This window comes from Comamonas jiangduensis, assembly GCF_030162955.1.
Lineage (GTDB): Bacteria > Pseudomonadota > Gammaproteobacteria > Burkholderiales > Burkholderiaceae_C > Comamonas > Comamonas jiangduensis.
The window spans coordinates 1-10,409 of record NZ_JARXOV010000020.1 but is presented as its reverse complement, the minus strand read 5'-3'; the positions used below and the strand labels follow the sequence as shown (position 1 = coordinate 10,409).

Annotated in this window: 10 protein-coding genes; 4 read left to right on the top strand and 6 right to left on the bottom strand. The window is 57.8% G+C overall.

Translation table 11 applies throughout. The features are described 5' to 3' along the window. Positions 1-37 precede the first annotated feature (37 nt). Both crcB and QEP12_RS14465 read left to right on the top strand, forming a co-directional pair. The gene (crcB, locus tag QEP12_RS14470; protein WP_174863449.1) at positions 38-409 is read left to right on the top strand and encodes a fluoride efflux transporter CrcB; all 372 of its coding nucleotides are present in this window, start codon (positions 38-40) and stop codon (positions 407-409) included. 92 nt (positions 410-501) lie between these two features. Beyond that, positions 502-1,386, top strand: coding sequence for an LOG family protein (locus QEP12_RS14465; protein WP_284214687.1), 885 nt, complete (start codon positions 502-504; stop codon positions 1,384-1,386). Between the two features lie 76 nt (positions 1,387-1,462). On the opposite strand, the gene QEP12_RS14460 is transcribed toward QEP12_RS14465, so the two are convergent. The 6 genes from QEP12_RS14460 to QEP12_RS14435 form a co-directional block, all read right to left on the bottom strand. Continuing rightward, the gene (locus QEP12_RS14460) at positions 1,463-2,668 is read right to left on the bottom strand and encodes an MFS transporter (protein ID WP_174863448.1); all 1,206 of its coding nucleotides are present in this window, start codon (positions 2,666-2,668) and stop codon (positions 1,463-1,465) included. A 4-nt stretch (positions 2,669-2,672) separates the two neighbouring features. Beyond that, a complete protein-coding gene (locus QEP12_RS14455) occupies positions 2,673-4,064 on the bottom strand; it encodes a DNA recombination protein RmuC (protein ID WP_284214725.1) in 1,392 nt (463 codons plus the stop codon). A gap of 111 nt (positions 4,065-4,175) precedes the next feature. Next, positions 4,176-5,180: a 2-hydroxyacid dehydrogenase gene (locus QEP12_RS14450; protein WP_284214686.1), complete on the bottom strand. Its 1,005-nt coding sequence runs from the start codon at positions 5,178-5,180 to the stop codon at positions 4,176-4,178. 4 nt (positions 5,181-5,184) lie between these two features. Next, positions 5,185-6,597 carry a sodium:proton antiporter gene (locus QEP12_RS14445; RefSeq protein WP_284214685.1) on the bottom strand — a complete coding sequence of 471 codons (1,413 nt, stop codon included), beginning with the start codon at positions 6,595-6,597 and terminating at the stop codon, positions 5,185-5,187. Next, positions 6,594-7,808, bottom strand: a complete 1,215-nt coding sequence (pncB, locus tag QEP12_RS14440; RefSeq protein ID WP_219162170.1) for a nicotinate phosphoribosyltransferase — start codon at positions 7,806-7,808, stop codon at positions 6,594-6,596. Before pncB ends, QEP12_RS14445 begins: the two co-directional genes overlap by 4 nt. Positions 7,809-7,917: 109 nt before the next feature. Then, the gene (locus QEP12_RS14435; protein ID WP_174863447.1) at positions 7,918-8,406 is read right to left on the bottom strand and encodes an acyl-CoA thioesterase; all 489 of its coding nucleotides are present in this window, start codon (positions 8,404-8,406) and stop codon (positions 7,918-7,920) included. Positions 8,407-8,673: 267 nt separating this feature from the next. On the opposite strand from QEP12_RS14435, the gene QEP12_RS14430 reads away from it, so the two are divergent. Both QEP12_RS14430 and QEP12_RS14425 read left to right on the top strand, forming a co-directional pair. Then, the gene (locus QEP12_RS14430; RefSeq protein WP_219162172.1) at positions 8,674-9,225 is read left to right on the top strand and encodes a phasin family protein; all 552 of its coding nucleotides are present in this window, start codon (positions 8,674-8,676) and stop codon (positions 9,223-9,225) included. A gap of 248 nt (positions 9,226-9,473) precedes the next feature. Beyond that, positions 9,474-10,232, top strand: a complete 759-nt coding sequence (locus tag QEP12_RS14425) for a 3-hydroxyacyl-CoA dehydrogenase (RefSeq protein WP_284214684.1) — start codon at positions 9,474-9,476, stop codon at positions 10,230-10,232. The last annotated feature ends 177 nt before the right edge of the window (positions 10,233-10,409 follow it).

The window sequence follows — 10,409 nt, the reverse complement described above, 5'->3', positions numbered from 1 at the left end:
CCCAGTAAGCGCTAGCGGCCAATTTCACCCATCAATCATGCTTCAAATCATTGCCATTTGCACCGGAGCCAGCTTGGGCGCTTTGCTGCGCTGGCAACTGGGTGTGTGGCTGACTGTGCCGGGCCAGCTGGCATGGGGCACCTTGGCCGCGAATGCACTGGGGGGATACAGCATTGGCTTGGCCATTGCGTGGCTGGATGCGTCACCCCACATCGATCCCATCTGGCGCTTGGCCATCGTTACGGGGTTCCTGGGCGCGCTCACCACTTTCTCCAGCTTTTCGGCGGAAGTCATTGCACTGCTGCAAGCCCAGCGCTGGGGCATGGCACTGCTGTGGGCCATGCTGCATCTGGGCACGTCGTTGTGCCTGACGATTGCCGGTATGTATAGCGTGCATGCGCTGCGTTAAACGCCCTCTGCTTTTGCCTATTTTTCATGTAGAGACGGCTTGCAATCTGCGAAGATGGCAGCTTGTTCCCGTGATAGTGCAATTGGAGATTTATGGACGCAAAAACATCCCTGCACGAGCGCTCGCTGGCAGAGGAATTGGCGCCAGTCGATGCCCCCACCACAGCCCGCGAGGCGGCTATCTCTGACCCGATGCTGCCCGATGCATACCGTTTGGCTTTTGCTGACCCGGAATTCATGGCGCGCCGTGAAGTGCGCGGCATTCGCTTCCAGCTAGAGCTACTCAAACCTGATCTGGGCCAAGAAGCCCACGGCATTCAACACACGGTCGTGGTGTATGGCAGCGCCCGGTTTGTGGATGCAGAGACGGCACAGCAGCGCTTGGCCGCCGCGCAAGCCAATGGTGATGCGGACCAAATCCGCGTGGCCGAACGCGATGTGCGCAACGCTGTGCGCTACGAAAATGCCCGTGCTTTTGCGCGCCTGGTGGCTGAGCACAGCCAGCGCCAGCCGCAGGATCGGCGCATCTATATTTGTACCGGCGGCGGCCCCGGCATCATGGAAGCGGCCAATCGCGGCGCCTTCGAGGCAGGCGCTGACAACGTGGGGCTGAACATCTTGCTGCCGCATGAGCAGCAAGGCAACCGCTACATCACGCCCGAGTTGTGCTTCAAGTTCCACTACTTTGCGCTGCGCAAAATGCACTTCATGATGCGCGCCAAAGCCTTGGTCGCCTTCCCCGGTGGTTTTGGCACCATGGATGAGCTGTTTGAAGTGCTGACACTGGTGCAAACGACTAAGGTCAAGCCGGTGCCCATCATTTTGTTTGACACGCAATTTTGGCAGCAGCTGTTCAACTTTGACCTGCTGATTGCCGAAGGCATGATCTCCCCCGAAGACCGCAAGCTGTTTCACTTTGTGGATACGCCAGAAGCTGCCTGGCAGATCATCAAAGATTTCTACCAGCTACCGCACTAAAGGCCCAAGCGGCACCCAAGCACCCACAGCAGCCTTCGGGCTGCTTTTTTGTGCTCCCTAACGCCGCACCAGACCGCTAACTGCTGCCGCGTGGCGGCTGGGCCGCGTCCTTGGGTAAATTTTCTTTGCCCAGCAGCCACGGCAGGCGCGCTGCTCCACCCACCATGGCGCCCACGGCCCAAAACAAGGCAGAGACGCCCACCACCGTGCCGATGGAGCCAAACAGCACTGGCATCAACACGCTAGAGCCATTGATTGCCATCATGCGCAAACCCAAAGCCTCGCCCTGCCGGTGGGACGGGGTGATCTGGTGAATCATGCTCATCACCATGGGTTGTACCGAGCCCAGCACCAACCCCAAGGCGATAGAGCAGCCCATCATCGCCCAGGCATTGGGCATCAAGGGGTAGGCCATAAACAAAAGGCACGCGCCCAGCATGGCGCCCATCACCACCTGCCACTCGCTGACACGCTCTGACAGCAAGGGGATCAACAAACGAATGGCCACTGCCGCCATCGCAAAAGCGCCCAAGATGGAGCCAATCAACGAGGCCGACAAGCCACGCTCATGCCCCAAGATTGGCACGACAAACGTGTGCACATCCCAGCACGACGACAAGGCCCAATTCATCAAAAGCAAGCGGCGAAAGCCCTGGTTTTGCAGCATGTCCCAGGCCGTGGTGCGCTGCGCGCTTGCAGGCTTGGGCGCTGGCGCTAGCTCTTGCACCGTGCGCACCCAAAACCATGCACTCAACGGCAGCAGTGCCAGCAGCAAAAATGCCGCCCTAAAGCCCGTGGTGCTGGCAGCTTCGCCCCCTGCATAGTCAATCAGCAAGCCCGCCAAGAACGGGCCCAGAAAGTTCGACACCGCCGGGCCAATGGCCAGCCAGCTGAACACGTTGCGCAGCCCTACCTTGTCGTGCGCCTGCCGTCCCACATGGCGCTGCAGCGCAATAATGGCCGCACCCGATGCGCCGCCGCTGCACAGTGCTGCCAAGCACAAGGCCGGATAAACTGGAAACACCACCGCCACTGCAGCGCCGGTGCTGGCCACCACCACGCTGATGGCCAAAGGGCGCTTCAAACCATGCCGGTCCGCATAACGTCCTGCGGGCAGCGACAAAAACACCTGCGTCAGCGCAAACAGCGCCAGCAACACACCAACGGCTGCGGGGCTGTAGCCCTCGCGCAGCGCCAGCAGTGGCGTGGCCATGCGCATGCCCGTCATGCAAGCATGGATAGAAATTTGCGCCAAGATCAGGCGCAGCAAAGCTGCATCCACGCCATCACTCGCTGTCAGGGTCTGCGGCCGCCGGGTCAGGCAGCAGCTGCGGTGCCCGAGTGCCTGCAGCATCACCGGCCGGTGCTGCGCTGGGCAGCTCTTGCACGGTGCGCAGCCTGCGCTGGATGGCGCGGGTGCGCACATCCACTTGCTCAAATTTTTTGGCGGCCGCATCAATCGATTTGCGGGTGGCTTCCACCACTTCGCCAAACTTGGCGAACTCGGTTTTCACCTGCCCCAGCACGCCCCACACCTCGGAAGAGCGCTTTTCAATCGCCAGTGTCTTGAAGCCCATTTGCAAGCTATTGAGCATGGCAGCCAAATTGGCAGGGCCAGTGATGACCACGCGGCAGTCGTTTTGCACCGCTTCCACCAGTCCAGGCCGGCGCATTACCTCTGCAAACAGCCCTTCGGAGGGCAGATACATCACCGCAAAATCGGTGGTGAATGGCGGCGCCACATATTTGCTCGCAATTTTTTTGGCCTCGTTGCGGATTGAACTCTCCAGCGCATTGCCTGCACTGGCTACCGCCTGCTTGTCTGCCGCATCCAGCGCATCTTGCAAGCGCTGGTAGTGCTCCACCGGGTATTTCGCATCAATCGGCAACCACACCGGGTGTTCATCGTCGCGCCCGGGCAAGCGGATGGCAAATTCCACCAGTTCATCACTGCCAGGCACGGTTTTCACGTTGCGCGCGTACTGCTCGGGGGTGAGCACGTTGTCGATGATGCCGCCCAGTTGCACTTCGCCCCAGGTGCCACGGGTTTTCACATTGGTCATCACGCGTTTCAGGTCGCCGACGCTGCTGGCCAGCGATTGCATCTCGCCCAGCCCTTTGTGTACCTGCTCCAGGCGATCGCTGACCAGTTTGAAGGATTCCCCCAGACGCTGCTCCAGTGTGGCGTGCAGCTTTTCGTCCACGGTGCGGCGCATTTCTTCCAGCTTGGCGGCATTGTCGGCCTGGATGGTAGCCAGCCGCTCATTGAGCGTGCCGCGCAGCTGTTCGGCCGTCTGGTGGCTGTCTTGGTTCAGCCGTTGCAGCTGCAAGGCCAACGCTTGCTGCAGCTGCGCAAAATGCTGCTGCAACTCTTGGCGGCTGTGGCGCGCTTCCTCGGTTTGGCGCTGCATGTGGGTGCCCACCAACTCCCGCAAGCTGTCCGCAGCGGCGGTTTGGTTGTGCCCCAAGCTGTGCACCAGGCCCTGCACTTGCTGGCCCATGCTGCCCAGCGCACCGTCGCTTTTAGCGATGGCCATCTGTGTCAGCTGCAGCGCGCGCTCCAGGTGCTCCAGCCGCTCCAACATGTCCAGATCTGCAGGCGCTGGCCGGGGCTTGAGCCAGTGCAGCAATTGCACCACCAGCACCAGCAGCAGCCCACCCAGCAACAGCCAAGGCATCCAGTCCACTCAGGCTCCTTCAAAATAAATAGCTGCTAGCGCAAGCAAACACTAGCTTTCAAACAGTTTTCTATCTGAAAGCCTTATTTGGCATACGCAAGCAGCTATGGTTTACACAGCCCAGCGTTGGGCTTTGGCCGCATCGTTGGGTGTATTCACGGGGGTCAGCGGCTGCTGACCACCCAGCACTGCCACCAGGTTGTCGGCAGCCAGCTGGGCCATGGCGCGGCGTGTGGCTGTGGTGGCGCTGGCAATGTGCGGGGTGAGCACCACATTGGGCACCGTCAGCAAGTCAGGGTGCACGCGGGGCTCGCCCTCAAACACATCCAGGCCCGCCGCTGCAATGCGCTGGTCTTTCAACGCCTGCGCCAGCGCGGCATCATCCACAATCCCGCCGCGCGCAATATTGATGAGCGTGGCGGTGGGCTTCATCTGCGCCAGCTCTGCCGCGCCAATGGTGTGGTGGTTTTCCGGTGTGTAAGGCAGCACCAGCACCACATGGTCTGCCATTTGCAGCAGCTCTTGTTTGCTGACATAGGCCGCCTTGCATTCCGCTTCCAGCTCGGCCGTCAGGCGCGAACGGTTGTGGTAGACCACCTTCATGCCAAAACCGTATGCCCCACGCTTGGCAATGCCCTGACCAATGCGGCCCATACCAATAATGCCCAGCGTACTGCCATGCACTTCAGCGCCCGCAAACAAATCGTAGCGCCACTCTTTCCACAGGCCTGCGCGCAGGTAGTGCTCGCTTTCGGTCACGCGGCGGGCTGTAGCCATCAGCAAGGCAAAGCCAAAGTCGGCCGTGGTTTCGGTCAGCACATCTGGTGCGTTGGTGGCCTGCACGCCCGCTGCCGTGAGTGCAGGTACATCAAAATTGTTGTAGCCCACCGCCATATTGGCCACCGCTTTGAGCTGCGGGCACGCTGCCAGCAAGGCGCCGTCAATCGACTGGCTGCCGGTGGTCAGCACACCGTCTTTGCCTTGCAACTGCTGCACCAGCTCTTGGGGTGACCACACGGTGTCGTCTTGGTTGGCCTGCACTTCAAAGTGCTGCTGCAAAAATGCCACCACCTCAGGGTGGATGGCACGTGCGATCAGGATGCTTGGTTTGCGCATAGTTTTAGAACCAAATAAATGTCATCACCACAAACAACGGCACCAAGATGCCGACCGACCACAGCATGTAGCCAAAGAAGCTGGGCATGGCCACGCCGCGATCTTCTGCAATCGCTTTGACCATCAGGTTGGGGGCATTACCAATGTATGAGTTCGCTCCCATGAACACGGCACCCGCAGAAATAGCCACCAGCGTAGGCGCCAAGGCGGTCATCAGCACCGCAGGGTCACCGCCGGCCGTGTTGAAGAACACCAGATAGGTGGGAGCGTTGTCCAGGAAGGAAGACAGTGCCCCGGTCGCCCAAAAATACATCGCCACATTGGGTGTGCCATCGGGATTGGTGACTGCTCGCACCACCGCACCAAACGGGCCCTCCACCCCCGCTTTGAGCATGGCAATCACGGGGATGATGGTCAGGAAAATACCGGCAAACAGCTTGGCCACTTCTTGCATCGGCCCCCAGCCAAACTGGTTGTTGGCGTGCACCGATTGGGGCGTCAGCAACAAAGACAGCACCGCCACCGCGATCAGCCCCACATCACGCACCACACCGGGCAAACCCACCTCTGTGCCCGCAATGGTGAACACCACATCCGACTTCCACATGCCGCTGAGCAGCACCAGGCTCACCACCACAGCCAGCCAGACAAAGTTGAGCTTGCCGTCAAAACCAATCGCTTCGCGGGCCTGCGCGCTCTGCGCCACAGGCAACTGGTTGCTGTCGTTCTTGCACAGCCAGGTATCCAGCACGAAGAACATGGCCAGCAGCACGCCCACGAGGAACAATGCTTGGGGCCAGATGTGCAGCAGCGTCCAGCTGAAGTCCACCCCCTTCAAAAAGCCCAAGAACAGCGGCGGATCGCCCAGCGGTGTGAGTGAGCCCCCCGCGTTGGAGACGATGAAGATAAAGAACACCACAATGTGCACCACCTTGCTGCGGTGCGCATTCGCGCGAATCAGCGGGCGAATCAGCAACATGGACGCGCCGGTCGTGCCCATAAAGCTGGCCAGCACGGCGCCAATCGCCAAGATGGCGGTGTTGAGCAACGGCGTGCCCGTCAAACTGCCGCGAATGTAAATGCCGCCCGCCACCACATACAAAGCCGTGAGCAAAATCACAAAGGGCAGATACTCGGCCAGCAGCGCATGCACAAAGTTGGCAACGGCCGCGCCCATGCCATAAAACAGCACCAGCGGAATCAGAAAAGCCAGCGCCCAGGCCGCGGTGACTTTGCCGAAGTGGTGGTGCCAGAAATTGGGCGCCAGCAAAGGCATCAGCGCAATCGACAACAACAGCCCCGCAAATGGAATGGCCCACGCCACCCCCAGGCTTGCGCCATTCAATTCTGCGGCTTGGGCCCAAGCGGGCAGCATGGCCAGCAGGCCGGTGATCGCTGCAAAACGCACCATCTTCATGCAGTAGTCTCCTCTGGAATCTCAAACACTTGGCGCAAATACGCCAGGTACTTTTTATCGTCACACATGCTCTTGCCCGGGGCATCGGAGAGCTTGGCCACAGGCTGGCCATTGCAGCGCGTCATCTTGATCACGACTTGCAAGGGCTCATAGCCCAAGTCGTTGGTCAAATTGGTACCAATACCAAATGCCAGCTGGCAGCGGCCATGAAAGCGCTGGTACAGCGCAATCGTTTTAGGGATGGTGAGCGCATCGCTAAAAATCAACGTCTTGTTCAAGGGGTCTACGCGGTTGGCGCGGTAGTGCTCCAGCATGCGCTCCCCCCAAGCAAACGGGTCTCCGCTGTCATGGCGGGCTCCGTCAAAAAGCTTGCAAAAATACAGGTCAAAGTCGCGCAAAAACGCGCTCATGCCGTACACATCTGACAAGGCAATGCCCAAGTCTCCCCGGTATTCTTTGGCCCATGACTCCAGACCAAACACCTGGCTGTCACGCAGCCGTGGGCCCAACGCTTGGCACGCCTGCAAAAATTCATGCGCCATGGTGCCCAGCGGCGTAATTCCCAGGCGCATCGCATACAGCACGTTGCTGGTGCCAGCGAACTGCCCCGGCCCATGCCCGGGTGTCGGGCGTTTGCTGCCTGTTCCCAGTTTGGCGCACAGCACACGCAGCACCTCTTCGTGCCAGGCACGGCTAAAGCGGCGGCGCGTACCGTAGTCGGCAATCTTCAGGCCCTCCAGCGTATCGCCGCGCAGCAACTGAATTTTCTCTTCCAAGCGACGACGCCCCTCCAGAAAATCAGGCACTGGCTGGGTATTGCGGAAATACACCTCATTGACGATGGCCAGCACCGGGATCTCAAAAGGAATCACATGCAGCCAAGGGCCTTGAATGGCGATGTCAATCTCACCGCTGTCCAATGCCGTGACAGTGATGTACTTTTCATTGAGCTTAAAAAGGCTCAAGAAATCCACAAAATCACTTTTGATAAAACGCAGTGAGCGCAGATATTCCAGCTCCGCAGGCTGGAACTGCAACTGACACAGTGCGCGAATCTCTTCCCGAATTTCACGCACAAAGGGTGCCAAACGCACGCCGGGGTTGCGACATTTGAACCGGTACTCCACCTGCGCGCCCGGAAATTGGTGCAGCACCGCCTGCATCATGGTGAACTTGTACAGGTCGGTATCCAACAAACTGGTAATGATCATGGCTGGCAAGCAGGGGCGAAAGTCACAGTGTAGGCCAATCTGCGAGCATTGCGCCGCAAGGCTCCAGCATGAAAACCCATTAACTCCGTTGGTGCGCAAGCGCTAGGCGCTATGAAAAATCTTGTTGATGCGCGGACATCTGCAGCGGCTCCAGCGCGGCACGCAAATTCGCCGGCAAAGCACAAGGCTTGCGCGTGGCCTTGTCTACATACACGTGTACAAAATGCCCGATGGCGGCACACATCGGCTCGCCCTGCGCAAACAAGCCAATTTCATAGCGCACGCTGCTGCTCCCAAGCTTGGAAACACGCAACCCCGCCTGAACCGTTTGCGGAAATGCCAGCGGTGCAAAGTAATTGCATTGGGTCTCGATCACCAGGCCAATCGTTTCACCGTGGTGAATGTCCAAAGCACCTTGGGCAATCAGATAAGCATTCACTGCAGTATCAAACCAGCTGTAGTACACAACGTTGTTCACATGGCCATACACATCGTTATCCGACCATCGCGTGGGAATATCGCGAAAAACACGGAATGCACTGCGCGGCTGCGGCACAGGCCGAAAAGATGGAGCTGCTTGGAGGGCTGTTTGCGTCATAGCGCGCCATTTTGCGGCGTGACACGCAAAAACGCATTCATCCAGGTGACAGCGTAGACCGACAGCGCCAAGGCGACAGGCGGCATTTATTTTGGCGCACCCACTACCGCTCGTCGTGTTTTACAGTTTTTTTGCTGCAGCGCACAAAAATCACTTGCACCAAAGTGATGCTTGCTCAAAAATACGCCCTATGCTGCGCTGCAACATGAAATTTGACAGAGTGCAGCTGCTATCCCGATCCTCCCTTTTTTACTGCTGGAGCACACCATGGCACTGACACCTGAACAAATCACCGCTGCACACAAAGCCAACATCGAAACGCTGTTTGGCCTGACCACCAAAGCCTTTGAAGGCGTGGAAAAAATTGTCGAACTAAACGTGGCTGCGTCACGTGCAGCTTTGGCCGAAGCCGCCACCCATACCCAAGCCCTGTTGAACGTGAAAGACGCCCAGGAATTGCTGGCCTTGCAAAGCAGCTTTTTCCAGCCTTTGGCCGAGAAAACCGCCGCTTACAACCGCCACCTCTACAACATCGCCACAAGCACGTCTGCTGAAGTGACCAAGGCTTTGGAATCCAAAGCCGGCGAATTCCAGCAAAGCTTCAACAGCTTGGTGGAATCGACCGCCAAGAATGCACCTGCCGGCTCCGAAACAGCCGTGGCCGTGATGAAAAGCGCTGTGTCTGCTGCCAACAACGCATTTGAAAGCGTACAAAAGGCCGTCAAGCAAGCTTCGGATCTGGCTGAAGCCAACCTGAAAGCAGTGACCACCACTGCCGCCGCAGCAGCACAAGCCCCTGCGGCACGCAACAAAGCCTGATTTTTTACAGTCTTTGCGCTGCGATCTAGACAAAGTCTAGGGTTTACCCTAGAATACGCATATCGATCAATTCATTGATCTCCAGTTGTCTCCTTGGATCCTCTTGAAACCCCCGTTTCTTGGATCCTTTTAAACCCGGTTTAAACACCGGGTTTTTTTTCATCCATACACACCGACCATGTATGGCAATACCCAGCAAGCCCCTTCATAATTGACGTTTACGTCAACAACAATCAAGGAGCAACAACATGGAAATTCAAGACAAGGTTTTCATTGTGACGGGGGGAGCATCAGGCTTGGGCGAAGGCACAGCCCGCGTGCTGGCAGCACATCGCGCCAAAGTCGTGATTGCAGATATGCAAACCGACAAAGGCCAGGCCGTAGCCGATGAGCTAGGTGCCGTCTTTGTGAAATGCGATGTCAGCAACGAAGCTGATGCACAAGCAGTGGTTCAGCAAGCAACCTCGCTAGGCAAACTCATGGGATTGGTGAACTGTGCGGGCATTGCACCCGCCGAAAAAACTGTCGGTAAAAATGGGGCCCACAGTTTGTCGCTCTTTCAGAAAGTCATCCAAGTGAATCTTATTGGCAGCTTCAACATGATCCGCCTGGCATCTGAAGCCATGTGTAAAAACGCCCCAGAGCCCACTGGCGAGCGTGGCGTGATCATCTCTACCGCCAGCGTCGCTGCTTATGACGGTCAAATTGGTCAAGCTGCTTACGCCGCATCCAAGGGCGGGATTGTCGGAATGACTTTACCGATTGCACGTGACCTGGCGCGCAACGGCATCCGCAACATGACTATTGCTCCCGGCATCTTTGGGACTCCCATGCTGTTTGGCATGCCCCAAGAAGTACAGGACGCACTGGCTGCAGGCGTTCCATTTCCCAGCCGTCTCGGTACACCCCAAGACTATGCAAAACTGGCAAAGCACATTATTGAAAATGACATGCTCAACGGCGAAGTAATCCGCCTTGATGGAGCCATTCGCTTGGCCCCAAAATAACCAGCGCCAATACATTCACACATAAAAAACCGCTTTTACAGGCGGTTTTTTATTCAATTTAATAATTTTTTCACAATAAAAAACCGCATTAACTTGCATTAATGCGGTTTGTAACTTGGCGGAGTGGACGGGACTCGAACCCGCGACCCCCGGCGTGACAGGCCGGTATTCTAACCA

Bases quoted from the DNA above. Each gene is read 5' to 3' on its own strand.
- crcB (WP_174863449.1), top strand. From the start codon at position 38: ATGCTTCAAATCATTGCCATTTGCACCGGAGCCAGCTTGGGCGCTTTG.
- QEP12_RS14430 (WP_219162172.1), top strand. From the start codon at position 8,674: ATGGCACTGACACCTGAACAAATCACCGCTGCACACAAAGCCAACATC.
- QEP12_RS14425 (WP_284214684.1), top strand. From the start codon at position 9,474: ATGGAAATTCAAGACAAGGTTTTCATTGTGACGGGGGGAGCATCAGGC.
- QEP12_RS14450 (WP_284214686.1), bottom strand. From the start codon at position 5,180: ATGCGCAAACCAAGCATCCTGATCGCACGTGCCATCCACCCTGAGGTG.
- pncB (WP_219162170.1), bottom strand. From the start codon at position 7,808: ATGATCATTACCAGTTTGTTGGATACCGACCTGTACAAGTTCACCATG.
- QEP12_RS14435 (WP_174863447.1), bottom strand. From the start codon at position 8,406: ATGACGCAAACAGCCCTCCAAGCAGCTCCATCTTTTCGGCCTGTGCCG.
- QEP12_RS14465 (WP_284214687.1), top strand. From the start codon at position 502: ATGGACGCAAAAACATCCCTGCACGAGCGCTCGCTGGCAGAGGAATTG.
- QEP12_RS14445 (WP_284214685.1), bottom strand. From the start codon at position 6,597: ATGAAGATGGTGCGTTTTGCAGCGATCACCGGCCTGCTGGCCATGCTG.
- QEP12_RS14455 (WP_284214725.1), bottom strand. From the start codon at position 4,064: ATGCCTTGGCTGTTGCTGGGTGGGCTGCTGCTGGTGCTGGTGGTGCAA.